The organism is Bradyrhizobium barranii subsp. apii (assembly GCF_011516635.5).
GTDB lineage: Bacteria > Pseudomonadota > Alphaproteobacteria > Rhizobiales > Xanthobacteraceae > Bradyrhizobium > Bradyrhizobium barranii.
In genome coordinates this window covers 5,437,697-5,462,532 of the sequence record NZ_CP096255.1, presented here as the reverse complement: position 1 = coordinate 5,462,532, position 24,836 = coordinate 5,437,697, and the positions used below count along the sequence as shown (strand labels likewise).

The 24,836-nt window shown below is 60.2% G+C and carries 19 protein-coding genes and 8 pseudogenes; 8 read left to right on the top strand and 19 right to left on the bottom strand.

Annotation, left to right across the window (positions count from 1 at the left end):
• The 3 genes from HAP41_RS25960 to HAP41_RS25950 form a co-directional block, all read right to left on the bottom strand.
• On the bottom strand, nucleotides 1-1,275 hold the full coding sequence (locus tag HAP41_RS25960; RefSeq protein ID WP_166064748.1) for an IS256 family transposase: 1,275 nt from the start codon (nucleotides 1,273-1,275) through the stop codon (nucleotides 1-3).
• A 194-nt stretch (nucleotides 1,276-1,469) separates the two neighbouring features.
• The gene (locus HAP41_RS25955) at nucleotides 1,470-1,847 is read right to left on the bottom strand and encodes an ester cyclase (protein WP_166096481.1); all 378 of its coding nucleotides are present in this window, start codon (nucleotides 1,845-1,847) and stop codon (nucleotides 1,470-1,472) included.
• Nucleotides 1,848-1,897: 50 nt separating this feature from the next.
• Nucleotides 1,898-2,296 carry a hypothetical protein gene (locus tag HAP41_RS25950; protein ID WP_224580739.1) on the bottom strand — a complete coding sequence of 133 codons (399 nt, stop codon included), beginning with the start codon at nucleotides 2,294-2,296 and terminating at the stop codon, nucleotides 1,898-1,900.
• A gap of 1,561 nt (nucleotides 2,297-3,857) precedes the next feature.
• On the opposite strand from HAP41_RS25950, the pseudogene HAP41_RS25940 reads away from it, so the two are divergent.
• Nucleotides 3,858-5,042: pseudogene (locus HAP41_RS25940) on the top strand (IS256 family transposase); the annotation flags it as partial.
• A 92-nt stretch (nucleotides 5,043-5,134) separates the two neighbouring features.
• Here HAP41_RS25940 and istB read toward each other — a convergent pair.
• The 4 genes from istB to HAP41_RS25920 all read right to left on the bottom strand — a co-directional run bounded on the left by istB (nucleotide 5,135) and on the right by HAP41_RS25920 (nucleotide 8,439).
• Nucleotides 5,135-5,896 carry an IS21-like element helper ATPase IstB gene (gene istB, locus HAP41_RS25935; protein ID WP_166063422.1) on the bottom strand — a complete coding sequence of 254 codons (762 nt, stop codon included), beginning with the start codon at nucleotides 5,894-5,896 and terminating at the stop codon, nucleotides 5,135-5,137.
• A gap of 16 nt (nucleotides 5,897-5,912) precedes the next feature.
• Nucleotides 5,913-7,454, bottom strand: a complete 1,542-nt coding sequence (istA, locus tag HAP41_RS25930; protein WP_166063394.1) for an IS21 family transposase — start codon at nucleotides 7,452-7,454, stop codon at nucleotides 5,913-5,915.
• Nucleotides 7,455-7,881: 427 nt separating this feature from the next.
• Nucleotides 7,882-8,103 (bottom strand): hypothetical protein, encoded by a 222-nt coding sequence (locus tag HAP41_RS25925; protein ID WP_166096483.1) that lies wholly within the window; start codon nucleotides 8,101-8,103, stop codon nucleotides 7,882-7,884.
• 15 nt (nucleotides 8,104-8,118) lie between these two features.
• The gene (locus HAP41_RS25920; RefSeq protein WP_063979757.1) at nucleotides 8,119-8,439 is read right to left on the bottom strand and encodes a hypothetical protein; all 321 of its coding nucleotides are present in this window, start codon (nucleotides 8,437-8,439) and stop codon (nucleotides 8,119-8,121) included.
• 118 nt (nucleotides 8,440-8,557) lie between these two features.
• Here HAP41_RS25920 and HAP41_RS25915 point away from each other — a divergent pair, with 118 nt between their 5' ends.
• Nucleotides 8,558-9,367: an IS5 family transposase gene (locus HAP41_RS25915; RefSeq protein WP_166078165.1), complete on the top strand. Its 810-nt coding sequence runs from the start codon at nucleotides 8,558-8,560 to the stop codon at nucleotides 9,365-9,367.
• A 6-nt stretch (nucleotides 9,368-9,373) separates the two neighbouring features.
• Here HAP41_RS25915 and hspD read toward each other — a convergent pair whose 3' ends face one another.
• From hspD to HAP41_RS25890, 5 genes and pseudogenes are all read right to left on the bottom strand, one after another.
• Nucleotides 9,374-9,832, bottom strand: coding sequence for a small heat shock protein HspD (hspD, locus tag HAP41_RS25910; protein ID WP_166096484.1), 459 nt, complete (start codon nucleotides 9,830-9,832; stop codon nucleotides 9,374-9,376).
• 182 nt (nucleotides 9,833-10,014) lie between these two features.
• Nucleotides 10,015-10,934, bottom strand: a pseudogene (gene ligD, locus HAP41_RS25905) (non-homologous end-joining DNA ligase).
• A 2-nt stretch (nucleotides 10,935-10,936) separates the two neighbouring features.
• Entirely contained in the window at nucleotides 10,937-11,164 is a 228-nt protein-coding gene (locus tag HAP41_RS25900) for a hypothetical protein (RefSeq protein WP_224580741.1), read from the bottom strand.
• A gap of 450 nt (nucleotides 11,165-11,614) precedes the next feature.
• The gene (locus HAP41_RS25895; protein ID WP_166096486.1) at nucleotides 11,615-11,767 is read right to left on the bottom strand and encodes a hypothetical protein; all 153 of its coding nucleotides are present in this window, start codon (nucleotides 11,765-11,767) and stop codon (nucleotides 11,615-11,617) included.
• Between the two features lie 742 nt (nucleotides 11,768-12,509).
• Complete coding sequence (locus HAP41_RS25890; RefSeq protein ID WP_166096487.1) at nucleotides 12,510-12,770, bottom strand: hypothetical protein; 261 nt, start codon at nucleotides 12,768-12,770, stop codon at nucleotides 12,510-12,512.
• A gap of 684 nt (nucleotides 12,771-13,454) precedes the next feature.
• On the opposite strand from HAP41_RS25890, the gene nhaA reads away from it, so the two are divergent.
• A complete protein-coding gene (nhaA, locus tag HAP41_RS25885; protein ID WP_166096488.1) occupies nucleotides 13,455-14,795 on the top strand; it encodes a Na+/H+ antiporter NhaA in 1,341 nt (446 codons plus the stop codon).
• A 614-nt stretch (nucleotides 14,796-15,409) separates the two neighbouring features.
• Here nhaA and HAP41_RS25880 read toward each other — a convergent pair.
• A pseudogene (locus tag HAP41_RS25880) lies at nucleotides 15,410-15,613 on the bottom strand (transposase); the annotation flags it as partial.
• Nucleotides 15,614-15,752: 139 nt separating this feature from the next.
• On the opposite strand from HAP41_RS25880, the gene HAP41_RS25875 reads away from it, so the two are divergent.
• On the top strand, nucleotides 15,753-17,027 hold the full coding sequence (locus HAP41_RS25875; RefSeq protein WP_166064748.1) for an IS256 family transposase: 1,275 nt from the start codon (nucleotides 15,753-15,755) through the stop codon (nucleotides 17,025-17,027).
• Nucleotides 17,028-17,079: 52 nt separating this feature from the next.
• Here HAP41_RS25875 and tnpC read toward each other — a convergent pair.
• From tnpC to tnpA, 3 genes and pseudogenes are all read right to left on the bottom strand, one after another.
• A pseudogene (gene tnpC / locus HAP41_RS25870) lies at nucleotides 17,080-18,051 on the bottom strand (IS66 family transposase); the annotation flags it as partial.
• A gap of 52 nt (nucleotides 18,052-18,103) precedes the next feature.
• Entirely contained in the window at nucleotides 18,104-18,457 is a 354-nt protein-coding gene (gene tnpB / locus HAP41_RS25865; protein WP_148750250.1) for an IS66 family insertion sequence element accessory protein TnpB, read from the bottom strand.
• Nucleotides 18,438-18,911: an IS66-like element accessory protein TnpA gene (gene tnpA, locus HAP41_RS25860; protein ID WP_166096489.1), complete on the bottom strand. Its 474-nt coding sequence runs from the start codon at nucleotides 18,909-18,911 to the stop codon at nucleotides 18,438-18,440. The genes tnpB and tnpA overlap by 20 nt, the downstream gene beginning before the upstream one ends.
• Before the next feature lie 77 nt (nucleotides 18,912-18,988).
• Between tnpA and HAP41_RS25855 the strand changes: the two are divergent.
• Nucleotides 18,989-19,915 (top strand): annotated as a pseudogene (locus tag HAP41_RS25855) (IS256 family transposase); the annotation flags it as partial.
• Between the two features lie 53 nt (nucleotides 19,916-19,968).
• On the opposite strand, the pseudogene HAP41_RS25850 reads toward HAP41_RS25855, so the two are convergent.
• Both HAP41_RS25850 and HAP41_RS25845 read right to left on the bottom strand, forming a co-directional pair.
• Nucleotides 19,969-20,570 (bottom strand): annotated as a pseudogene (locus HAP41_RS25850) (IS5 family transposase); the annotation flags it as partial.
• 230 nt (nucleotides 20,571-20,800) lie between these two features.
• Nucleotides 20,801-22,438 carry an arylsulfatase gene (locus HAP41_RS25845; protein ID WP_206706235.1) on the bottom strand — a complete coding sequence of 546 codons (1,638 nt, stop codon included), beginning with the start codon at nucleotides 22,436-22,438 and terminating at the stop codon, nucleotides 20,801-20,803.
• A gap of 671 nt (nucleotides 22,439-23,109) precedes the next feature.
• Between HAP41_RS25845 and HAP41_RS25840 the strand changes: the two genes are divergently transcribed.
• From HAP41_RS25840 to HAP41_RS50760, 3 genes and pseudogenes are all read left to right on the top strand, one after another.
• Entirely contained in the window at nucleotides 23,110-23,544 is a 435-nt protein-coding gene (locus tag HAP41_RS25840) for a YybH family protein (protein ID WP_166096490.1), read from the top strand.
• A gap of 81 nt (nucleotides 23,545-23,625) precedes the next feature.
• Nucleotides 23,626-24,195 (top strand): annotated as a pseudogene (locus tag HAP41_RS50765) (ABC transporter substrate binding protein); the annotation flags it as partial.
• A gap of 256 nt (nucleotides 24,196-24,451) precedes the next feature.
• Nucleotides 24,452-24,607, top strand: coding sequence for an ABC transporter substrate binding protein (locus tag HAP41_RS50760; RefSeq protein WP_414643393.1), 156 nt, complete (start codon nucleotides 24,452-24,454; stop codon nucleotides 24,605-24,607).
• Nucleotides 24,608-24,718: 111 nt separating this feature from the next.
• Here the strand turns inward: HAP41_RS50760 and HAP41_RS25830 are convergent.
• Nucleotides 24,719-24,793: pseudogene (locus HAP41_RS25830) on the bottom strand (LabA-like NYN domain-containing protein); the annotation flags it as partial.
• Nucleotides 24,794-24,836 lie beyond the last annotated feature (43 nt).

Here is a 24,836-nt window from a genome sequence, read left to right as displayed (position 1 = left end):
TTACGCAGCCCTCGTGACGTGGGCAACGGACTTGATTGTCATGCGATCGTGGTGAGCTTGAAGGGCCGCACGCAGAACCGACAATTGCTTATGCGCCTTCAATCGTCGGAAGCCCTTGTTGGCCTCGATCATACCGGCCGCGACCCATCGCAAGGCCATACCGGCATCCCGCCAGCGTTTAACGTTGCGCGTGACGCGGCGAATGGTGCCCATCATGTTCTCGGCGATATTGGTACAGGCGAGCGATCGGCGAAGCTCCTTCGGCAACTTCAACCGGACGACAGTCAGGATTTCGTCGAGGCCTTCGAGGATACTGGCCGCAACGCCGGGCCATTGCTGGTCGAGTCGACGCGCGAGATTGCGGATCAATTTTTCAGCCTTGTCGGCGTCATCGAGCTCCCAGGCCTGGCGCAGCACCCGGCGGGTGGCCGCATGATGCTCTTTCGGCAGGCGTTCCATGATGTTGCGCGCCTTGTGGATCTGGCAGCGCTGGATCGCAGCGGCCGAACCGAAGGTGCGGCGGATCGCCTTCGACAACGCCTTCGCGCCGTCGGCGATGAACAGTCTTGGCACCGTCGGGTCGAGCCCGCGCGAGACCAGGTTGTCCAGCAGGGCCTGAACCGTTGCTGCATTCTCGGTCGCCCCTTCCACCAGCGCCAGCGGATGCTTGTTGCCTTCGCCGTCAACCCCGATCGCGGCCACCAGCACGAGATCGTCGTCGAGATGCAGCCCGTCGATTTGGACCACCAGAAGGTCGAGCGCGGACAGATCGGCAGCCATGAAGTCGGCCAGCCGCGCCGCCGACAGAGCCACGAACCTCCGCGAGGCCGCCGACTTCGAAATCCCCGATCCGGGCGGTGCCGGCACGTCACCCTCGGGCAGCCGGACGGCGCGGCCGAACCGGCGCGTCGACACATTGATCAGCATCAGGTTCATCGCCCAGCGACCGAGCCAGTCCTCCTGCGCCGCCGTTTCCCAGCTCGGGATCGTGACCTCGCGGCCGTCCATGCCCCGGACCCGCGGGCGATCGACCTCGATCTTGCCGCCGTGGAAACCGATCCGCCCCCGCGTTCGGCCCCAACGGTGCGCCCGCCGCGCCGCATCACGACCGTGGCGCGGCCCGCAGGCCGCTGTCACATCCGCCTCCATCATCGTGCCGAGCGCCTCGATTCCTGCCGCAAGGCAGAACCGATCGAAGCTCGCTCGCACTTCCGCAAATGATTTCTCCACAGCCCCGGTCGCCGGCCAACCAGCCGGTGTGATATCTCTCGTCATGGCGTTGCTCTCCTTTGTGGAATCAGCACCCCGAGCCTACCGGCTCAAGGTGGGCAACGCCGACCTCTTCAGAAATTCAACAGAACCCGGGACATCCCCCTCGCGTCGCGAGCGAAGGACATTTCGTATTTGGGGTGACTGCACGGCGTGCTCGATACCCGCCGGTTTGAGCGCCAACCATTTGGTCCAATTTTCTACAGTTGCGCCTCCAAGGTTGCCTTATCGATGATCGATCGAACACGTACGATCTTGTTGTTGCCGAATTGGTAGAAGACGTTCTCGTGGAATGAAACGCGCCTGCCGTTCACCGGCAAGCCGAGAAATGCGCCTGTTGGAGAGCAATCGAACCGGAGCCGACTTCCCAGATAGGGATACTCGCTAATCATCATTTCCACGTTGAAGCGAAGGTCGGGAATTGCCGCGTAATCCCGTTTCAGCATTTCACGATACCCGGACAGGCCAAGGGGATTGTCGTTATGGATAACGTCGTCGGCGACGAACGTGCCCAAGCGCAACCAAGCTTGCTCATTCAGGCAGTCGATATAGTCGCGATAAATATGCTTTAGGTCCATTACTGAACAACCTTTGGCATCACACCACGTCGACTTGCCTAAGCCCAAAGCTAAGCGCCGGGTTTTGCGCTGCGAGATTCTAACCGCTCAGCCAAAGCCTGATCTGCCGCCAGTCTCGCACGTCGGTCGTCATGCAGTTCATCCAGCTTTTTCAAATATGCGACTGCCGCTATTTGCAAGAGATCGAAATCATATTCGCCGGTATCGCGAAGACTGGTGATGTAACGAAAGAGGGCGGAACGCCTGTTATCGTCCTCGCTGACACCGCTATGGAGCAGCAAGTAGTTCCGCCAAGCGAATGCACATGCGCCTTCGATGGCCAGAGAAGTCATGGGCACCTCCCAATGGTCAGTGAAAGACTGATAAGCCGTTTCGTTCCCTGAATTTCTCAGACGTAATGCTGTTCCGTAGGTGCGCCGCAAGGTATCGGGCGCCAACGCGGTGATCAACCTTACATCGGCGTCGGCGGTTCTCGGTGCCGGACGTCTTGCTCAACAACACAGCCGACTATTTCGACGGACCCAGTGTCGCACAGGGATTGACATGCACATGGGGCGGCGTCCGTTACGTTGTTCGATTCTGCGACGGCGGTCATTATCGCAAGCTGTGGGACGGGACGACCTGGTGGCGAGTGCCCCGATTGTAAGTTCTGTCGCGTTGCAGCGGGATACGCCCCTGGTCCGAGGCGGTCCCAAAACCGGCGGAAATTGCCTTGGCTGTCGTGAACCCAATTAGCCCGCGCGGAGGTAAAGCGGTGTCCGTTCAGTCTGGCCCTTTCAAGATGGACACGACTAGTTCGCCCTAGCTAGTCGGATAAGGGCCAACAGGGGAAACAGCGCGGCTTGACCGTTCACTGAACAAGCACGTTCTCGTGGCGTCTGGCGCGGCCGAGCCTGGAATGGCTCAGCAACAAGATTAGCGGAAAAGCCGCCGCCGGTTTGGAACGGCGACGGTTCTTCTTTACGCAATCAGATGGCCGCGGCCACCCGCCGCGTCGCATGAAGGAAACGGTTAGCGGGCGCTGCGACGCCATCAATTGGATGACGCTCCTGTTTGCGCAATTCATCGACTAGACGTACGAGGTAGGGCGGCAGAGGCGAGGTTTCTCGAGATAAGTTCTGTTGCAATCTGTCACCCACCTCGTCACAGATCGACCGGGCAGTCTTATGGTCGATGTGGTCCGATATTCGATTGGTCGGTTCCATATCGCGACCTTTCGATTAGGCCCCACGTTTAGCTTAAGTTACAGGGATGCGAAAATGTTTCGCGCACTTTCAAAGAATACCGATGGTTCCATTTAATGGAACGAAGACACTGTGCGCGGACCGATTGCCATCGTCAGCGCTGATACCAGCACCCGCCGAGTTAGTGAAACTCTTGGGGCGAACGCTTGGAAGAAGTCCGATGACGTTGAGTGGAGTGCCAGCCCCTCACGATAATCGTGCTGCTCGGGCTCGAAATTCAGGCCGAAGCGCAGGCCGTGCGCCGAAGTGTTGCGATTGCGTAACGCTGTTAGTGAGGCTTGGAAGCATGCGATGAGCGCACCGGCATCGCAGCGCTGCGGAGCCTTGGCCCAAGCCTCTGTGTCACGGAGGCGACGCGAGTACCGGAGGGGTGATGTCTGCTTTGGGGGGCACTTGCGGACATCACTGCCACGAGCACCAATGTCCGCTACCGGCCCAATTACGGAAACTGAGTCCGTCAGGGGAGTGGCGCCTACCCGGTGGCCCCGGGGCCGGTCAGGAAGGACATTGTTGCAGGCCCGCCGCTTTCGGCCATTGCCGGGGAGGAGCCGTAAGCTCATCTTATGGCGCCAACGGCCCCGGATCGATTAACCGGGCTCCGCTTGCGAGCAATAGAAACAACGCCTGATAACCGCGATATCTCGCGGCCATTCGCGTTCTTTCACGGGGGGATGTCCCGGGTTCTGTTGAATTTCTGAAGAGGTCGGCGTTGCCCACCTTGAGCCGGTAGGCTCGGGGTGCTGATTCCACAAAGGAGAGCAACGCCATGACGAGAGATATCACACCGGCTGGTTGGCCGGCGACCGGGGCTGTGGAGAAATCATTTGCGGAAGTGCGAGCGAGCTTCGATCGGTTCTGCCTTGCGGCAGGAATCGAGGCGCTCGGCACGATGATGGAGGCGGATGTGACAGCGGCCTGCGGGCCGCGCCACGGTCGTGATGCGGCGCGGCGGGCGCACCGTTGGGGCCGAACGCGGGGGCGGATCGGTTTCCACGGCGGCAAGATCGAGGTCGATCGCCCGCGGGTCCGGGGCATGGACGGCCGCGAGGTCACGATCCCGAGCTGGGAAACGGCGGCGCAGGAGGACTGGCTCGGTCGCTGGGCGATGAACCTGATGCTGATCAATGTGTCGACGCGCCGGTTCGGCCGCGCCGTCCGGCTGCCCGAGGGTGACGTGCCGGCACCGCCCGGATCGGGGATTTCGAAGTCGGCGGCCTCGCGGAGGTTCGTGGCTCTGTCGGCGGCGCGGCTGGCCGACTTCATGGCTGCCGATCTGTCCGCGCTCGACCTTCTGGTGGTCCAAATCGACGGGCTGCATCTCGACGACGATCTCGTGCTGGTGGCCGCGATCGGGGTTGACGGCGAAGGCAACAAGCATCCGCTGGCGCTGGTGGAAGGGGCGACCGAGAATGCAGCAACGGTTCAGGCCCTGCTGGACAACCTGGTCTCGCGCGGGCTCGACCCGACGGTGCCAAGACTGTTCATCGCCGACGGCGCGAAGGCGTTGTCGAAGGCGATCCGCCGCACCTTCGGTTCGGCCGCTGCGATCCAGCGCTGCCAGATCCACAAGGCGCGCAACATCATGGAACGCCTGCCGAAAGAGCATCATGCGGCCACCCGCCGGGTGCTGCGCCAGGCCTGGGAGCTCGATGACGCCGACAAGGCTGAAAAATTGATCCGCAATCTCGCGCGTCGACTCGACCAGCAATGGCCCGGCGTTGCGGCCAGTATCCTCGAAGGCCTCGACGAAATCCTGACTGTCGTCCGGTTGAAGTTGCCGAAGGAGCTTCGCCGATCGCTCGCCTGTACCAATATCGCCGAGAACATGATGGGCACCATTCGCCGCGTCACGCGCAACGTTAAACGCTGGCGGGATGCCGGTATGGCCTTGCGATGGGTCGCGGCCGGTATGATCGAGGCCAACAAGGGCTTCCGACGATTGAATGCATATTTCAGTGATCGTGAGCAGCGATTTCGCGCGATCATGAGCGCCGAATTCAGACGATCGTGAGCAGCCTCGCTCCGGCCGAGGCGGTGATAGGGTCAGCGTTCTGGCTGCTCGTCAAGGGTGATGGTTTTGGCGTTGCGTTTTCGCATGCTTTCGCCAGCAAGCTGGAGGCGGTGAGCGTTGTGGACGAGGCGATCCAGAATCGCGTCGCCTAGCGTGGGATCTCCGATAACTTCGTGCCATGTGTCCACAGGGAGTTGGCTGGTTACGATGGTGGAGGAGCGGCCATGGCGATCGTCAAGGATTTCCAGTAGATCGCGCCGCTCGGCAGCGGTGAGCACCGACAATCCCCAATCATCCAAAATCAGAACCTGGGCGCGGCCAAGGGTTTTGAGCAAGCGGGCATAACGTCCATCGCCCCGCGCGAGCCCCAACGCTTCGAACAATCTTGGGACGCGGTGATAGAGGACCGAGCGATTATCTCGGCAGGCCTTGTGGCCGAGGGCACAGGCTAACCAACTTTTGCCCAATCCGGTCGCCCCGGTTATGAGCAAATTCTCGTGGCGATCGATCCAGTCGCCGCTGGCGAGCTTGGCGAAGACGGCCCGGTCGATACCCCGCGGCGTGCGCAAATCGACGTCCTCCACGCAGGCATTCTGGCGGAGCGAGGCCAGCTTGAGGCGCGTGGTGAGCCGCCTGGTGTCGCGTTCCGCCGCTTCCCGGTCGACCAGCAGGCCGATGCGATCTTCGAACGGCAAGGCTTCGAGATCAGGCGATCGTCGCTGCTCCTCGAAGGCCTTGGCCATGCCGCTCAAGCCGAGCTCGATCAGGCGTTCGTGGGTGGGATGGTTGAGCATACAGGTCTCCTTGGCTTCAGTGAAAATAATCGCGGCCGCGGATGTTGCCGTGGCGCAGGGGTTGGTGTTCGGAGGGCTCGTCGAGAAAGGTACGATCCAGACCGTTCTGGAGGATGGAGCGGATCGAGGCGACGGATCGCGCCTTGATCAGAATGCCGCGCCGGCAGGCCGCTTCGACGCGCTCCGCGCTGTAGCTTTTGACCAGTGACAGAATGCCGAGGCAGGTGCGAAAGCCTTGCTCGGGATGCGGCCGGGCCGCGATCACGGCCTGGAAGAAGGCGGCGGTCGACGGACCGATCCGCTCGCCGGCGACGATCACTCCGGCGGGCGTCCATTGACCGTAGCGCCGATGGGCGCTGGGCATATGGTCGGCGATGGTGGTGTGGCCCCGCCGGTTGGGCGCGCGGGCGTGGCTGGCGATCCTGCGGCCGTTGTGGAAGATCTCGACCGTTCTGTCATCGATGCGTGCGTCGACAAGCTCACGGATGAGCCGATACGGCGCGGAATACCAGTGTCCATCGATCTCGATATGATAGTCGGGGCCGATCCGGCATCGCTTCCAGCGTGCGAAAGCGTAAGCCTGGTCCGGCAGCTTTGTAAGCTTGGGCTTGTCGAGCTCGGCGAACAGTTCGGCGCGACTGGCGCCAAAGTCGCGCATCTGCCTTGCATTGAGTTCGACGACGAGTGTTTTGATGGCTGCGTTCAGCTCCGCCAACGAAAAGAAGCGTTGGTTGCGCAGCCGCGCCAGAATCCATCGCTGGGCGACTTGCACCGCAACTTCGACCTTTGCCTTATCTTTTGGGCGCCGCGGCCGGGCTGCGAGAATGGCCGTGCCGTAATGGCTCGCCATCTCGGCATAGGTTCGGTTGAGGCCGGGATCGTGGCGGTCGGGATTGGTGACGGCGGCCTTGAGATTGTCGCAGACTACGAATGTCGGCACGCCGCCGAGGAAGGCGAAAAGATTGATGTGGACCCGGATCCAGTCGGCGAGCCCCTCGCTTGGACAGGCCTCGGCATAGGTATAGTTGGAGGCGCCCATCGCCGCGACGAACAGCTTCATCGACTGCACTTCCCCGTTTGAGGGATCGATGACGTCGATGGTGTCGCCGGCGAAATCCACGAAAACCTTCTCGCCGCCCAGATGCGTCTGCCGCATCGAAGGCCGGGCTCGCCCCTTCCAGGCCTCGTACGTCGTGCAGAACCAGGTGTAGCCGAAGCCATCGGGATGGGTGGCGCGATACTCGTCCCACAGCAGCCGACGGGTCACGTTGCGTCGGCGCAGCTCCTTGTCGACATAGCCCCAGTCGGGAACGGCCCGCTGGGGGCTCTGCGACGCAGGCCTCGGCGCCGGGAAAAGCAGCAGCTCCAGGTCCTCGTCGCTCATTCCGGCCGGCAACGGCCACTTCAGCCCGGCAGCCCCGGCTCGGCGTAGATAGCTGTGCACGGCGCCGTTGCTGATGCCCAAGGTGCGCGCGATGGCTCGCTCCGGCAAGCCTTGAACATGTTTTAAGCGGAGAACCTCTTTGATCCGGCGCATCGACAATCTCTGGGTGGGCATCGGCCTTCCTCGTTCACTGACGAGGCAGTTCCTAAGCCGGTTGAGTTGTCGGCCGAAGCGGGCTGAGTTGCTGAAAAGCTGCTCACGATCCCGCGAAATCCGTGCTCACGATCGTCTGAAATCTCTGCTCACGATCCCCTGAAATCCGTGCTCACGATCCCGCGAAACATGCAATTGAAGGCGCATAAGCAATTGTCGGTTCTGCGTGCGGCCCTTCAAGCTCACCACGATCGCATGACAATCAAGTCCGTTGCCCACGTCACGAGGGCTGCGTAATATTCAATCCGGCAACGTCGACCCGACGTAGTTCAACAGCGATCGGGACATCCCCTTTCACCCTTACCCAGGACAGTGCCAGACTGGTCGCAAACTCGCCATTCCCAACCACGACGATTGCGATCGATCAATATAAGGTCCAGCATTGAAGCTAAGCCACCTTGGATGCTGCACCGGTGATTGGACCGTCGAGATTCAAGGAAAATGGGAAAGTCGTCGTCGATAGCGCATCAATAGCGATTTGCTCCTCCGAGAGTCGCTTCATCAAGAACTCGCGCTCAAGATCTGAGAGCCGAGTGCTCAGCAGGCGGCGGTAGCGGTGGACGTTGTTGCGATGGGCGCGAAGCCGCGCTAGTTTTTCGTCCGTTGTCATCTGAGGCTCCGAACTTCACGCCGCGGCCGCACGTTCGGTCGAACGGAGACGGTAGGGCTTTCCGCCGGGTGGCGTCCGGGGGCCACCGTCCAGGGCGCGCAACGCGTCCAAGATTTCGTCGATCGATACCGGCTTCTTGAGGCCGGCAGGTGCGCGCATCGACGGGCAAGAGGCGATCGCGGACGCGTCGGACGCCCATGATGCCAAGATTGCGCGCTTCTCGGCCAGCGTCAGGGCAGGGTGATCCAGAACGTCTTTGGGGGTCTCAAAGACCGTGCCGGGATGAAGCAGCGCGTCGAAGTCGAAAACGTTGTCGTCAGCGGTCGTCGGCCGCATGGTCCTCTCCTTTTCATTGACGAATGGATGGGAGCCGCACGACTTGCAGCGCGGCTCCATGGCGCCTCTACTAGAGGCTGTTAGGGACTGATTAACCATAGATGTTGAGGTTTACGGGATGTCGATTCCCCGCGAGCCTTATCCTTCTGACGTTTCCGATGACGAATGGGCGCTTGTTGCGCCGTATCTGACACTTTTGCCGGAGGACGCCTCGCAGCGGACGCATGCGCTTCGCGAGGTGTTCAACGGCCTGCGCTATATCGTGAAGACCGGCGCGCCCTGGCGCTGGATGCCGAACGATTTGCCGCCGTGGGAGATCGCCTATCAACAGGCGCAGCGGTGGTTGCGCGCGGGTTGTTTTGAGGCCCTGGCCGAGGATCTGCGCGTCATCCTGCGCCTTGCGGCTGGCCGACCCGCGCAGCCGACCGCCGCCATCATCGACAGTCGAACTCTACGCTCGACGCCCGAGAGTGGCGCCCGCGGCGCCTACGACGGAGCCAAGCGCAAAAAAGGTTCGAAGCTGCATCTGGCCGTCGATACGCTCGGCCATCTTCTGGCGCTGCATGTCACGCCCGCCAACACCGACGATCGCGCCGAGATTGGCCGGATCGCCAAGACGATTCAGGCAGAGACTGGTCAGAGCGTCGAAGTCGCCTTCGTTGACCAGGGCTACACAGGCGACAAGCCTGCAATGGCGGCTGCAGAACACGGCATTGCCCTCGAGGTCATAAAGCTGTCGCAGGCCAAACGAGGCTTCGTGCTGCTCCCAAGGCGATGGGTCGTCGAACGATCCTTCGCGTGGGCCACACGCTTCCGAAGACTTGTCAAAGACTACGAGCGATGCGCTCAGACCCTCGCCGATCTCCACCTCATCGCTTTCGCATGCATCATGCTCAAAAACGTCGCTAAACTCGCCGCTGGTTCCTAACAGCCTCTAGGCGGCGGCTTTGGCTTCCAGCTTCCGCACGCTGCCGGTCGAGGCATCGCCGATCGCAATCCGGCGGGGCTTCATGGCTTCCGGAATCTCGCGGACGAGTTCGATGGTCAGCAAGCCGTTGTCGAATGCGGCGCTTTTCACCTGGACATATTCGGCGAGGCTGAATTGGCGCTTGAAGGCGCGGTGCGAGATACCGCGATAGAGGAAATCACGTTCGGTCTTGTCGGATTTGCTGCCTTCAACCGTCACCACGTTCTGCTCGGCGGTGATGACGATATCGTCGGGCGAGAAACCCGCCACCGCCAGCGAGATCTGATAGCGATCCTCCGCCAGCCGTTCGATGTTGTAGGGCGGGTAATTGTCCTCGCTGGCCCGCTGAGCGGTTTCTGCGAGGTCGAAGAGGCGGTCGAAACCAATGGTCGAGCGCCAGAGGGGGGCAAAATCGTAGGTGCGCATAGCCAAATCCTCCTAAGAGCAAGATGTCTACGAGCGGCACCGGACACAACCGGTGCCCGTCTCTTGGCCCGGGCCCATGAGGCGCCCGGACGCCATCGTCAGATGGCGACACAAAAATTAGCAAAGCCGGTTTTGGTTTCAAGAGGGGGCTGAAAAAAATTGTGCAACCGGTCGCCGCGCGGTTACAGGTCCTCGCGCAGCCCCTTGAAGAACGGGTGCCGCGCCTTGCCCTCGGCGGACTTGGCCCGGTACTCGATCTCGGCGAGGAGCTGCGGCTCGACCCAGACGCCCTTGTGGGCGATGCGCTTGCTGTAGGGTTGGGTCTTTCGCACGAGTGGCTGCAGCCGCTTGCGAAGCTCAGCCGCAGACCTCTTGTCGAATCCGTGGTCGACCTTGCCCGCATAGATCAATTCGTTACCCTTGCGTCGTGCGAGGTATATTCCGTCCCATTTGCCATCGTCGAGTGCGAACCCGGCAATTGTCAGGGTCTCGCGTTGCGCGCAGGTCTTCTTGACCCAATTGTTGCCCCGGCCGCTCGCGTAGACGCTGTCGCGTACCTTCGACACCACGCCTTCGAGCCCGACCTTGCAGGCGTGCGTGAACATCTCGCGGCCGTCGATTTCAAAGCTCTCACTGAACTGGACATCGCTGCCCGCGATGATCTTCTTTAGCGCGGCCTTGCGCTGATCAGAGGGACTTTCCGCAGGTCCTGGCCATTAAGATAGAGCACATCAAAGGCGACGAGGACGATCTTGTTCGAGTTGCCTCGCAGCTCCTTAATCAGCACTGCGTAATCGGTGGTGCCATCCTTGGCGGGGACTACGATCTCGCCATCGATGATGGCCGAGCTTGCCTTGATGTGCCAGGCGTCGTTGGCGACCTTCTTGAAGCGTTTGGTCCAGTCGTGCCCGCGACGGGTGAATACGGTGACGGCTTCGTTGGCGAGATGCACCTGGACGCGGTAGCCGTCGAATTTGATCTCGTGAATCCAGCGTTCACCGGACGGCACCCGGTCGACCGAAGATGCCAGGGCCGGTTCGGTGAAGCCCGGGAAGGGCGCCTTGGCGCCCAGCGCTTCCGGCTTTTTCCGCTGGAAGGCCATCGCTACACCAGGCGCAGACTGAATTGCTGCAGGTCTTGTGGTGAGTAGCGATCCACAAACTCCTGGAGGTACGACGGCACGTCGCTCAGTTGCAGATTGCAACGACGCTGGATCTCTCGAGCGATGTCTTCGGAAACATCTTCCGACCACCGCTCAGCTGGGTTGAAGGCGACAACCCGGCTCGGCTGGCGATATTCTCCGGCAAGCAGATCCTGGATGACGATTTCCACCGCCCCCTCCAAGTCTGGTTCGCACCAGGAGCTGCCATTGCGGCCGAAGTTGTCTGGGACGAGGTAGACAGTCTCGTCGCTGTTCGGGGCAATCGACAAAAGCCGTCGGAACTGACGCATAAGCAACTCACGCAACGGAACCGGGATTCAATTTGATATGTGCCGATTCGTTCCTCGGGTTGGAACCGCTCGTCACCCTGCGCCTTTTACAACGAGGGCAACCACCGGAGGACCGGCGACAACGCTCGCAAGGGCGCGGTGAAGAAACGCTCGCAGACCAAAACGACAATTGGCGGAGCTATCGGATATACAAAGCGCGACAGAACGTCCGGCGAGTTCATGGCCGTAAAGAAACCGAAAACGTCGAAGAAAGCCGCCAAGCGGGGGTGCTAGACGTCGGTGGCCGAGGCTTGATCGTCGAATGGACAGGAGGCCGCCGACTTACGCGGCCTACTCGTCGATCTCGCGGAGCTTGTCTTCCAGTTCCCGAACGAGCGTCTGGATTCGCTCATGGGTCTCTGGGTCGTGGGCAAAACGTCTGGCTATTTGCCGATAGCGGAGTATCCGCATTTCCAGCTCAACGCGTTCGTTCTTGGACTGCACGGCATCAATTCCATCACCTTTCTTTAAGTATGCTGGAACAGCCGTTTAGTTTCGATTTAGGCCACCGCCCGTTTGCCGAAAGCTCAGCCGTCGCGCTTGGACGAGGCGCTCCGGATATTTAGGAGTACTTCCGCGAAATCATCAGAAGTTGCGCCGAAAGATGAATTAATGCCGCCTCGGTGGTGCCGCCGCCATTAGTCATCGACCTTCGCTCATGTATGTTTACAACCATGAAGGGAAGGGCGATCCTCATGGCAGACCGCTTTGTCGTTCGGTACGAGCATCCCACGAACGGCCGCTTCACAGTGCTGGACACTTCAATAGATCAGCCTGCAATCACGCCGGACGGGACGCCTTTAACTGGACTCTCTCATTCAACGGCAGAGGTTGTGGCCGAGAAGTTGAACAAGGGCGACGCTCCGCCCGCCCTCAATCGTAAAACAGGCAGCAGGCTGCGCCTGCACGGGCTTAATGATGCTGGGGCCTCCGGACAGGCGTTGCCTCGTAGGACTGAGGCAGCCACCGCACACACAAGCCAGCCGACAACGAGCGGTTCCATCGTTGCCGAAAGTTCCCGGGCCAACAGCGAGTGCAACCGCAGATTCGTAGCCGTGGCACATGTTTAGTGCGAGGCTAGCGCATATTTCGCGTCTCGGAGGGAAGTCCCGATGCGCCTTGCATTGCCTTATGTGGGAATTGGTTTCTGCGCGCTTCTCTCAGGCTGGTTGTCCCTTACGCTGATTTACTGAGCGAGTGGGGCAGGGCCTAGCAAGCGCACGTAAGTCCCGCTCTCGTGCAACTGGAGCCAGCCGCGCTCGACAACGTGTTTGAGACCGGCGCCGAACTCGCTGCCACTGCCCTTCAGCTTGAACAAAAAGGGTGCGTTGATCCTCTCGATATAGATCCGGCCGTCCTGGACAGCCTCGACGTTGGCTGCGAGCTCGACGAGCTTGCGTGCGGCCGCTTCCGGATCCGCATAGGGGCGTTCTTCGGTGTGCTTCATCGTCGTATCCCATTGGCCGCCTGCGCGGCATAGATGTGCTGGCGGTGGGGATAGCTCTCCGCCGGCCTCCAGCTGTCGAACGCGGTCCCGCAGACGCAGCGCATAAGCGTACTCCGGATTTCGCTGTCGAGCTTCAGGTACTGAAGCGTTAGCCGTCTGGTAAAAGTCCGCTTGGCCCCAAACGATGCTTTCAATAGACGAAGCTCTGAGGCTAATCGGCCGAACAGCTCAGCTAGGGCATGTGCTCAAAAAGGCGCCGATGTCGGCTTTTGGAATTTAAGCGGAATTCTCTGCTCAGCCAGCGCATCGCCGCTTTTGACCGATTGTGTTGCAAAAGTCGAAAGTTGCAGGAATCAAGATTCTTCGCGAAAACACTAAGCAGCGAGCGATCGCTGATTCGTATGACCTCAATCGCGTTACCGAAGTCGCCTGTGAATTTTGCGTGAGGCCGTGAGGTCCCTCGCATCTTGTACGCGAAAGTCGCGCCCACGGCCCGCAGAATTTTGGTCATCGGCGAAAATCGACTTTTGCAACAATATCGACCCAGAACAGACATTGGTGACCGATCACTCCTCCGAGGTTGAATTGTCGCCATCGCGATGTATAACGGCGTACGGGTGCTCGCTGCATTGAGCAGCGACAGGTCAAGCGATGGTCGGGCCGCCACGCAGAAAGCGTGCGCCCATGAACGATAGCTCTTCATTCGACAATCTGCGGAAAGCCCAGCGGCTGGCGGAACAGGCCCTCAGCACCCTACATAGGTTCCTGCATGTTGAGGCTGTCAGCGGTGCCGTGCTTCTCGCGGCCGCGGCCGCTGCACTAATCTGGGCCAACTCTCCGTTCGCTCATAGCTATCACGCCTTTTGGAACCTTCCGCTCACAATCGGTGTCGGCGAATACGTCTTTTCCCGGTCGCTGCATTTCTGGGTCAACGACGCGCTGATGACCGTCTTCTTCCTGGTCGTGGGCATGGAGATTAGGCGCGAGGTCCATGAAGGCGCACTGAGCAGACTCGACCAAGCCATTCTGCCGCTGGTCGCGGCGACTGGTGGCGTCATCGTCCCGGCGCTCATCTATCTGAGCCCCAACATCGATCCGGCTAGAGCGCAGGGCTGGGCCGTGCCAACCGCGACAGACATCGCCTTTGCCGTTGGGGTGCTCGCGCTGCTTGGACGAACGATCCCGGTCAATGTGCGGGTCTTCCTTCTTGCTCTGGCGATCATCGACGACATCATCGCGGTATTGATCATTGCCATCTTCTACACCGCCAGCCTTCAGCTTGGTGGTTTCATCATCGCGTCAATTGGCGTTCTCGCGGTTTTGGGATGTCAGCGGATTGGGATCGGTTCTGCGCCCTTTTACGTACTGCCCGGTTCTTTGGTTTGGATTGGGTTGATGGTAGCCGGCATCCATCCAACCCTTGCAGGTGTCGTGCTCGGGCTGATAACTCCGGCACGCGCCATACCGATGCCGGAGCCCCCGCTGGAAGTCGTGTCGCGAGTGCTCAAGCAGTTGCGAAGCAGCGATGTGGTGAAGGCAAGGGATCCGCACCTGTTAGAGCAACCGCTGCGAGACCTTCGCATAGCTCACCGCGAGATATTGCCGCCGGTGTCGCGGGTGCAGATGGCAATGCATCCGTGGGTGGCTTACGGCGTCATGCCGATCTTCGCGCTGGCGAATGCCGGCGTCAGCTTAACGGGCGCTGATCTCTCCGCAGGGGGCCACCTGGTGATGATGGGCACTGCGCTTGCCTTGGTCGCTGGGAAACCGCTTGGCGTCGTCGGTGCGACTTGGGTCGCGGTACGACTGGGCTGGTGCCGCCTTGCTCCTGGAGTCACGTGGGGTGGCGTCTGTCTGGTCGGCTTGCTGGCTGGTATCGGTTTTACAATGTCGATCTTCATCTCGATGCTCGCCTTCTCCGATCAAGGATTATTGAGGGCGGCGAAACTGGGCGTACTCTTCGGTTCGCTTGTCGCCGCCACACTCGGCCTTGGCTGGGGCGCGACCTACGTTCGACGTCAGTGAAAGCAGCTCAAATGTCTTTCAAGGCTCCCCACGTATCGTTTGTATCGTTTGCCGTCGAGATTCTGCCCTCTGGGGTTACCCAAGTGATGATCTTAGAAACTGGCTTGCACCTAAATCCGAAGCATTCCTCGTACAATAAATCCGCCGTGGAAGGTCTCATTTCGGCCGCGCAGAAATATGTTAGCGTCAACATAGAAGGTCCTGCCGCTATTCGGCTTGTTTCGACCCAAAGCGGGGAGATCTGACTGTCTGCTCCAGTTGTTCGTCAGGAATCAGCTCTATTGGGCTTCGCCATCTCGCCAAAGGTTGATCCGCCGGTAGATCGTCAATGAAAGATGATAAACTTCTATTCTGGCTTTCAGTAGTAGTGGGCCTCCTTGTGATCGGCTACTCGCTCTACGTTCTCTATTTCATTATCGGTTGAGAATGGATCTTGTGGCTCCTTATTGCGATGTCTGGGTATGCCGCTTGTCGGCCCTTCGCGGACCTGAACCGCGGATCCGGTGATGTCCGCTCACAGTGGCAGAGCAGACAATCTACCATGGACCCGCCGACTTCCGAGCTTGACCCAACTCGGGGGACCAATGCGCTTTCTAAGAGTCTGTCCGGAAAGATTACCTTGGATTGCATAGCTTTCGCAGCATGAGTCGGATGGAGGCCAGCTTGAGAAAGGCGAGGGCCCTGTGATTGAAGCATTCCCAATCTTTGGACAGTCTTCGGCATCGCCCGAGCCAGGCAAAGGTACGCTCGACGATCCAGCGTTTGGGCAAGACGACGAAACGGTGAGCCTGATCGGAGCGTTTGACGATTTCGAGGTTCACGCGCTTCAGAGCGCTACGCAGCCCCTTCTGGAAATGTGGGGATGTCCCGGGTTCTGTTGAATTTCTGAAGAGGTCGGCGTTGCCCACCTTGAGCCGGTAGGCTCGGGGTGCTGATTCCACAAAGGAGAGCAACGCCATGACGAGAGATATCACACCGGCTGGTTGGCCGGCGACCGGGGCTGTGGAGAAATCATTTGCGGAAGTGCGAGCGAGCTTCGATCGGTTCTGCCTTGCGGCAGGAATCGAGGCGCTCGGCACGATGATGGAGGCGGATGTGACAGCGGCCTGCGGGCCGCGCCACGGTCGTGATGCGGCGCGGCGGGCGCACCGTTGGGGCCGAACGCGGGGGCGGATCGGTTTCCACGGCGGCAAGATCGAGGTCGATCGCCCGCGGGTCCGGGGCATGGACGGCCGCGAGGTCACGATCCCGAGCTGGGAAACGGCGGCGCAGGAGGACTGGCTCGGTCGCTGGGCGATGAACCTGATGCTGATCAATGTGTCGACGCGCCGGTTCGGCCGCGCCGTCCGGCTGCCCGAGGGTGACGTGCCGGCACCGCCCGGATCGGGGATTTCGAAGTCGGCGGCCTCGCGGAGGTTCGTGGCTCTGTCGGCGGCGCGGCTGGCCGACTTCATGGCTGCCGATCTGTCCGCGCTCGACCTTCTGGTGGTCCAAATCGACGGGCTGCATCTCGACGACGATCTCGTGCTGGTGGCCGCGATCGGGGTTGACGGCGAAGGCAACAAGCATCCGCTGGCGCTGGTGGAAGGGGCGACCGAGAATGCAGCAACGGTTCAGGCCCTGCTGGACAACCTGGTCTCGCGCGGGCTCGACCCGACGGTGCCAAGACTGTTCATCGCCGACGGCGCGAAGGCGTTGTCGAAGGCGATCCGCCGCACCTTCGGTTCGGCCGCTGCGATCCAGCGCTGCCAGATCCACAAGGCGCGCAACATCATGGAACGCCTGCCGAAAGAGCATCATGCGGCCACCCGCCGGGTGCTGCGCCAGGCCTGGGAGCTCGATGACGCCGACAAGGCTGAAAAATTGATCCGCAATCTCGCGCGTCGACTCGACCAGCAATGGCCCGGCGTTGCGGCCAGTATCCTCGAAGGCCTCGACGAAATCCTGACTGTCGTCCGGTTGAAGTTGCCGAAGGAGCTTCGCCGATCGCTCGCCTGTACCAATATCGCCGAGAACATGATGGGCACCATTCGCCGCGTCACGCGCAACGTTAAACGCTGGCGGGATGCCGGTATGGCCTTGCGATGGGTCGCGGCCGGTATGATCGAGGCCAACAAGGGCTTCCGACGATTGAAGGCGCATAAGCAATTGTCGGTTCTGCGTGCGGCCCTTCAAGCTCACCACGATCGCATGACAATCAAGTCCGTTGCCCACGTCACGAGGGCTGCGTAATATTCATTCCGGCAACGTCGACCCGACGTAGTTCAACAGCGATCGGGACATCCCCTTCCAGCGTGCGCCATGCGGTATAGCCGTCACTCATCACGATGCCGCGGTAATCGCCAAGGAAGGTCTGCGGGTGGATTTGACCGCGGCCCTGCTGATAATCCAGAAGAACGATCGGCTCGCGACTGTCCCTGCCGCTGCGATAAGCCCACATGTATGATGTGCTGGTGGCCTCTTTGTCCTTCTCCTTGAGGACCTGAACCGTCGTCTCGTCGCCATGGATGAGAGGTTGTGATCTGAGCCGCAGCTTCAGGGCGTCGTAGATGCGATGCAGATGCTTCTCGCTCGAGCCGATCACCCAGTGGCCCAAAGCGCCACGGCTGACAGGAACTCCAGCGCGTCCGAAGGCCTGCGCCAGGCGGTAGAGCGGCGTCCCATCGACATATTTATGAACCAGCGCAAACGCCAGCGTTGAGGCCGTGGCAACGCTGCCCGGCAAGGGCTGCGTCGGCATCGGCGCGGTCACGACAGGTGCGTTGATCCCGGTGCGATCGCAATGGCGACACGCATATTTGAAGCGCACATTCTGTAAAACCTTCGCCTTCACCTCGATATGGAGTTGCTCGGTGACAGCCTCGCCCATGCGATGCATCTGGCCACGGCAGCAAGGACACGCCTTCTGATCGTCGAGCAGGTCATACTCGACGCGCTCGCGCGGCAGGTTCGCCGGCAGCGGCCTGCGGCCGCGCTTCTTTCCCGGCGCGCTTTCGACGGATGGCAAGCCCGTGTCCGGAAGTTCCGCGATATCGTTCGTTTCACTGCCGGCGTCATCCTCATCGGCGGCCTGCTCGGCTTCATTGAAGAGACGATCGACGTGCTTTTCGCTGCGCGGCGCAAAACGATGCAGGCGTGCCAGCGCCAGTTCTTCCTCGAGCTTGACGACGCGCTCCGTGAGCTGACAGTTCTCCGCCTGCAGCGCAGCAATGCGCGCCAACAGCACCTCAACACTCGGATCGCCGGTTCGATTCATCGGATTCTTGAATCTGAACCGTACCGACGCGTCAACCGCTCAACTCGAGAGCTCAGCCGGCAACCTGATATTGCCGCACCGGATGGCGGACCATCGCATCGATATCGATGCCGTCAAGAATCCAATGCAATTGCTCGGTCGTCAGCGTGACAACCGCCTCTTGGCGGCGCGGCCATCGGAACTTGTCCTCGGTCAGCCGCTTCAGGACCAGCACAAAGCCGGACCGATCGAAGAACAGCAGCTTCATCCGGTCGCAACGGCGATTGCAAAACGCAAAAACCGCCGGAGCGAACGGATCGAGTGCCATCGTCTCCTGGACCAGAACCGCAAGGCTGTTGATGCCAGCCCGGAAGTCGATCGGCTCACGGTGCAGATAGACCTGCAGGTCACCGCCCAGTCTGAACATGGCCAAGGGCTCCGATGATCGCCGTCAAGGCATCCACATCGCCGCATTCCAGTGCGAGTTTCACGCCGTTCGGCAAGGACACGCTCACTTTGGCGGGAGAACAAAAAGCTGGCGCTCCCTTGGGTTCCGACCCTCGCACTTCATCGCAAGTCGACGGCAACTCCACCGCCGCCACGCTGCCTTGCCGCGACAAGGCCCGATCGGCGGACCCCTCAAGCTGAACCGGGATGAACGCCGGGCGTGAGGACGGCGGCAGCGACCTGGTCGCGGTGTGCTTCTTGATCCATTTCCGAAGGAGGTTCGCGTTGACCCCATATTCGAGTGCAAGCCTCGATACCGAAACCCCAGGCTCAAGACAGGCCGTGACAAGACGCTCTTTCGATGCTGCCTCGTAGCGCCGCCGACCGTTCCGGCCAACAAGCCTGACCCGCAGTTTCTGATCATCGTCGCTCATCACAAGGTGTCCACTTATTTTGGTGGACACCTCATGCATCAGGGCACTCAAAAGCAAAAGGTGCGGAGAAATTCGCGCTTACGATCAATGTGTCGACGCGCCGGTTCGGCCGCGCCGTCCGGCTGCCCGAGGGTGACGTGCCGGCACCGCCCGGATCGGGGATTTCGAAGTCGGCGGCCTCGCGGAGGTTCGTGGCTCTGTCGGCGGCGCGGCTGGCCGACTTCATGGCTGCCGATCTGTCCGCGCTCGACCTTCTGGTGGTCCAAATCGACGGGCTGCATCTCGACGACGATCTCGTGCTGGTGGCCGCGATCGGGGTTGACGGCGAAGGCAACAAGCATCCGCTGGCGCTGGTGGAAGGGGCGACCGAGAATGCAGCAACGGTTCAGGCCCTGCTGGACAACCTGGTCTCGCGCGGGCTCGACCCGACGGTGCCAAGACTGTTCATCGCCGACGGCGCGAAGGCGTTGTCGAAGGCGATCCGCCGCACCTTCGGTTCGGCCGCTGCGATCCAGCGCTGCCAGATCCACAAGGCGCGCAACATCATGGAACGCCTGCCGAAAGAGCATCATGCGGCCACCCGCCGGGTGCTGCGCCAGGCCTGGGAGCTCGATGACGCCGACAAGGCTGAAAAATTGATCCGCAATCTCGCGCGTCGACTCGACCAGCAATGGCCCGGCGTTGCGGCCAGTATCCTCGAAGGCCTCGACGAAATCCTGACTGTCGTCCGGTTGAAGTTGCCGAAGGAGCTTCGCCGATCGCTCGCCTGTACCAATATCGCCGAGAACATGATGGGCACCATTCGCCGCGTCACGCGCAACGTTAAACGCTGGCGGGATGCCGGTATGGCCTTGCGATGGGTCGCGGCCGGTATGATCGAGGCCAACAAGGGCTTCCGACGATTGAAGGCGCATAAGCAATTGTCGGTTCTGCGTGCGGCCCTTCAAGCTCACCACGATCGCATGACAATCAAGTCCGTTGCCCACGTCACGAGGGCTGCGTAATATTCATTCCGGCAACGTCGACCCGACGTAGTTCAACAGCGATCGGGACATCCCCGGAAATGTGGCCCTTGATATCCGCCGTCGGCGTAGAGCTTCAGAAGAAAGGGATAGAGGCCGAACAACGTTGCCATCAGGAGCACGCCGCCGTCGCGATCCTGGATGTCCGCCGCATGCACGATGGCGTGCATCAAGAGGCCTTGCGTGTCGACGAGAATGTGCCGCTTCTTGCCCTTGATCTTCTTGCCCGCGTCGTAGCCATGGAGATCATGAGGCCCCCTTTTTCAGCGCTTTTCACGCTCTGGCTATCGATGATGGCGGCGGTGGGAGAAGCCTCGCGCTCGGCCCTTTCGCGACATTCGACATAGAGGGCGTGATGAATTTTATCGAGCGTGCCGTTCCAGCTCCACAGATCGAAGTAGCCATACAGCGTCGAGCGCGGCGGCAGGTCCTTGGGGATCGCGCGCCACTGGCAACCTGTGCTCAGGATGTACATCAGCCCGTTGGCAATCTCGCGCAGGTCCACCGTACGCTTGTTGCCGCCGCGCTTGGCCGGCGGGATGCGAGGCGCGATCAGCGCCCACTCCTCGTCGGTCAAGTCGCTCGGATAGCGCAGGCGGCTGCGGTCGTAGCGTGCACGGTTCTCGGTAGTCCACATTGGCGGCGCGTCCCCATCGAATCAGGCCGCTCACCTTGAATCACAACCGATTCATTCGACTCAACATGTTTTGGAACAGACACTAAGACCTCGCACGAGGCCGTCGAGGGTACGAAGGCGGCGGATCAAGCCAATGACCCACCGTCTTCATGACTAACGTCGAAAAGACTCGCGACTGTTATATTGACCGTTCGATTAGCCGCCGCTTCCTTTAATGTTCGGCAGGTGTTTCATATCCAGCAATGGCACTGGATTTCCGGGTGCTGCAAATCGGGCCGCCAATCATTCGACGCTCCGCCGGGCTTGCGCTTGATGCTGGGAAATTCAACGATCGATTTGTTGAAATCCATCACGACCGGGCTGATAAGTGCCAAGACCCAGCCATTGTCCTGTCCTGCGTACTTCCCCGGAGACTGCATTGGCATACGTGCCGACATCGCTCCGTTGAAGACCATGTCGTACTTCTCGAACGGGTCCATGGTCAGATTGTAAATCGCGCCGATCGCGCCCAAGTTCTGCTCTGGGCCAAGCCAAGTGTCCTTGGCCGTCCATAGGTATTTCCACGCGATGCTTAACTCGGGATTGCTTGGATCACCGGCGACATCTGCGCGCGCTCCCATGAAATTTTCGCCGTCAATATAGATCCACGACCTTCGCGCCGAATGCTGCGCGTGACCGAGGATGTATTCGCTGTTGTCGATGCTATCAAAGTACATTGGCTTGCCACTGTTATCGACCCATGCGCCGTGGGGCGGTGGGGTCAGGCCAACCATCTTGGCGAGCGTAGCCCAGCAATCGATGTGCGACATCATCTCATCGTAGCTTGAGCCAGCTGCAATGTGTTGAGGCCACCACATCAAGCCCGGTACGCGCCAACCAGCTTCAAACGCCGTGCCTTTTTCGCCTCTGAAGGGTGTCGTTCCCGCATCGGGGTAGGCATCCTGCCACGCCCCGTTGTCGGCCGTCACGACGACAATCGTATCCGGCGCCTCGGCGCGGATCGTTTCCATGATACGACCGATGTCGTCATCCAGTTCTAGCAAAGAGTCCGAGTAATCGCCCAGCCGGGACTTCCCGGCGAATTTGGCTGCTGCATTTGTTGGATTGTGCATCTTCATGAAGTTGACATCCATGAAGAACGGCTTGGTATCCTTGGCGTGCTTCTTGATGTAGTCGATTGCGTAGTCGGCCTGACGAACGTCGAAGTCGGCAAGGCGGTCGTACGTTATGTACTCGCCTCTCTTCGCCGGTTGTCCGGCGACCCCCTCCCACTCGTACATGTTCACGATGTCAAAATATGCTTTTGCAATCTCCGGGTTGTACGAGGGAAACCAGGGATGAAACCATTTGGAGGTGTCGGCATAGGTGTAGACGCCGGGGTAATATGCCGCAAATGCCTTCATCTCATCGAAGCCATGTTCGATTGGGTAGGACTCGGGCTTGTCACCGAGATGCCACTTGCCAGAGAAGTAAGTCGAATAGCCGCTCTTCTGGAAATACTCGGCGATTGTCGGCGTCTCCTTCTTCAGAGCATTTTCGTCGCCCGGAGCGACCACGATTGATAGTGCCGAACGGATCGGAATACGCCCAGTTATGAATGAGGCGCGGCCTGCTGTGCAGCTTGCTTGACCGTACCAGTTCGTAAACGTCGCACCTTCCTTGGCGATCCGGTCGATATTTGGCGTTGGATGGCCGAGCGCTTTGCCGCCCCCGCTGTAGGCGCCGAAATCGTTCCAGCCAGTATCGTCCGTCATCAGCATGACGACGTTCGGTCGCTTCTGCTGTTGGGCGGACGCGGGCACGTTCATCAGTGCGACCGCCGCGACACCCGCCAGCAAGCTACGCAACAAATTACTTCCGACTATCATGGGCAATTCCTCCGTCTGGTCCTACTGAGTAGTTTCCGGACTCAACGTGCGACACAGGGGCGCATGTTGATATGGATCAATACTGTTTGAGAACCCCGGCTCGACACGTCCGCTTTGGCGGAACTCCATTCGGGCCGCCAAGCCGGCCCCCTTACATGCCACGGCGTCAGCGTCCGTCATGTCGCCTTTTGGCCCATCGCTTCCGTTGACGCGGTGCAGCTACATGTCAGTTCATAGGGGCAGACCGGAAGTTTGCAGCCGACCGCGACACCGACGCTCTTGACCCCGAAGCAGACGTGCGGACTGAAGCATCTCGTGTCCGCTTCGAGATCGAGGCCGCCGCTCGGAGGATGTCGCCTTGTGGCCCATCGGCGCCGTTGACGCACTGCGTCTGATAGGGGCAGACTGGAAGTTTGCGGGTAAGGGCCAAACTGACGCGATTGACCCAAGGCAGCTATAGGCGTTCTTTCGATAATCGTATAGCTTGCTTGCACCGCCAAGCTTTAGCTTGCCGGAAGCCGCCCACAAAACGGAGACGCGCCGAACTCTCCGGTATTTAATAATTTGCAGCCTTTATGCCATCGGCAAGCGCGCTTTCACGAACCGCTGATCAGTAACGAGCCGGCTAGCCGCAGGCTGGCGGACACGGTCAGATCAGAGAAAGCAAAGTCATGAGCAAAACCTGGTCAGTGGTGCTGGTGCTTTTGTTGGCCACGATCGGCCATGTGTGTGCAGACCCGCTCACTGAAGATATGACGAAACTCAATGCGCAATGGGACGCCGCGATCAACGATCCGAATTTCGACGCCTTGCTGCCAATGTATGCCGCCGACGCCAGTCTAATGCCGCCCGGCGCAGCACCCGTCTCTGGCCCTACTGCGATACGCGACTTTTTTGCCAAAAGAGGCACGAGCGTCAAAGATCACAAACTTGAGCTTGTAGAGATTTTGCAGATGGGAGACTACGCTTACGTGACGTCCCGCTTCAAAGCCTCATTGGTAAAGGGGGAGGAAACGACCATGCTGTCCGGCAGTACAGTTAAACTTTATGAGCACCAATCCAACGGTGAATGGAAGGTTAAGTCACATATTTTTGTTCGGGAATAGAAGGCGCATTTGATAGCCAACAGGATTCGTGGGCGATCCGTCTGGTCTGCAGCTCGAATACTTGGTGCGAGAGGCATTTGCATGACGCACCGGAGGTCGTTGATGAAAATACTAGCCGGTGCCACGCTCCTCGGCGTCGCGCCCAAGGCTAGCGCACAAAAAGTCAAATCATTCACCGTTGCCTACCTCGCCCTTCTTGCAGGTGAGGATCGTAGCTTCGCGCCGAATTTTTTGCGCCGTCTCGATCAGCTTGGTTACATTGACGGAAAAAACCTGCACTTCGTCTATCGCTCGGCAGAAGGCCGGCCGGAACTCTTGCCAGGTCTTGCGTCCGACCTCATTCGGATGAAGCCTGATGTGCTTGTCACCGGATTTGGCACGGTTGCCGCCAAGGCAGGCAAGGCAGCCGGAAACGGCATCCCGGTTGTATTCATGGCTGTCGGCGATCCTGTCGGCGCGGGGGTCGTTGCAAGTCTCGCCCGGCCCGGCGGTAACGTCACCGGACTGTCGGACCTAGCCGCTGGCATACAGGGCGCCCGGCTTCAGCTGTTGCGCGAGATCGTCCCTGCCGCCTCGCTGATTGCCGCGGTCTTGAATCCGGGCACGCCGTACGCGGCCCTCGCTTACAGGGAACTCGAGACCGCAGCGCGTGTCGCGAAAATAGAGTTACGGGCCTTTGAGGTGCGCTCGCCCGAGGAGATCGCGCCGCAGCTCGAGGCCAGCAAGGTCGCAGGAGCCGGCGTGGCCTTGCGATTCTCGAGGACCCCTTCACGTTTAGTCAGCGGACCGAAATTGCCGCGGCCGCCTCCCGCCTGCGTTTGCCCGCTATCTACGGCTACCGCGAGTTCGCGGAAGCAGGCGGTCCTACGGCACCGATCATGGCAAGCAATGGCGGCGCGGCGCGGAAATTATCGACCTCATCCTCAAAGGCGGGAAGCCGGCAGACATCCCCGTCGAGCAGCCGACCACGTTCGAGCTTGTCATCAATCTCAAGACGGCCAAGGCCTCGAACATTACCGTGCCGGCAACGATCCTGGTCCGTGCTGACAAGATCATTGAATGAGCGTCGCGACTTCCGGAATTGGCCCATCAGCGAAGTGGCGACGCCTTTCATTGAGGTCCGCTTCGTGGGGTGGAGCGGACCGACTTTGCTCACTCTGGGATCTTCGCGTTTTGACCCACTGACCTTGCGGCGGCCCGAGGCGTCGATGAACTCCTTGGTCGCCTTGGTGACGACCGTGTAGCCGTCCATTAGCGGTGATCATCAATGCGTTGATTTTGCTATTGCTGTT

Coding starts and splice junctions, on each gene's coding strand:
- HAP41_RS25960 (WP_166064748.1), bottom strand. CDS start 1,275: ATGACGAGAGATATCACACCGGCTGGTTGGCCGGCGACCGGGGCTGTG.
- HAP41_RS25955 (WP_166096481.1), bottom strand. CDS start 1,847: ATGGACCTAAAGCATATTTATCGCGACTATATCGACTGCCTGAATGAG.
- istB (WP_166063422.1), bottom strand. CDS start 5,896: ATGCTCAACCATCCCACCCACGAACGCCTGATCGAGCTCGGCTTGAGC.
- istA (WP_166063394.1), bottom strand. CDS start 7,454: ATGCCCACCCAGAGATTGTCGATGCGCCGGATCAAAGAGGTTCTCCGC.
- HAP41_RS25925 (WP_166096483.1), bottom strand. CDS start 8,103: ATGACAACGGACGAAAAACTAGCGCGGCTTCGCGCCCATCGCAACAAC.
- HAP41_RS25920 (WP_063979757.1), bottom strand. CDS start 8,439: ATGCGGCCGACGACCGCTGACGACAACGTTTTCGACTTCGACGCGCTG.
- HAP41_RS25915 (WP_166078165.1), top strand. CDS start 8,558: ATGTCGATTCCCCGCGAGCCTTATCCTTCTGACGTTTCCGATGACGAA.
- hspD (WP_166096484.1), bottom strand. CDS start 9,832: ATGCGCACCTACGATTTTGCCCCCCTCTGGCGCTCGACCATTGGTTTC.
- HAP41_RS25890 (WP_166096487.1), bottom strand. CDS start 12,770: ATGAAGCACACCGAAGAACGCCCCTATGCGGATCCGGAAGCGGCCGCA.
- nhaA (WP_166096488.1), top strand. CDS start 13,455: ATGAACGATAGCTCTTCATTCGACAATCTGCGGAAAGCCCAGCGGCTG.
- HAP41_RS25875 (WP_166064748.1), top strand. CDS start 15,753: ATGACGAGAGATATCACACCGGCTGGTTGGCCGGCGACCGGGGCTGTG.
- tnpB (WP_148750250.1), bottom strand. CDS start 18,457: ATGTTCAGACTGGGCGGTGACCTGCAGGTCTATCTGCACCGTGAGCCG.
- tnpA (WP_166096489.1), bottom strand. CDS start 18,911: ATGAGCGACGATGATCAGAAACTGCGGGTCAGGCTTGTTGGCCGGAAC.
- HAP41_RS25845 (WP_206706235.1), bottom strand. CDS start 22,438: ATGATAGTCGGAAGTAATTTGTTGCGTAGCTTGCTGGCGGGTGTCGCG.
- HAP41_RS25840 (WP_166096490.1), top strand. CDS start 23,110: ATGAGCAAAACCTGGTCAGTGGTGCTGGTGCTTTTGTTGGCCACGATC.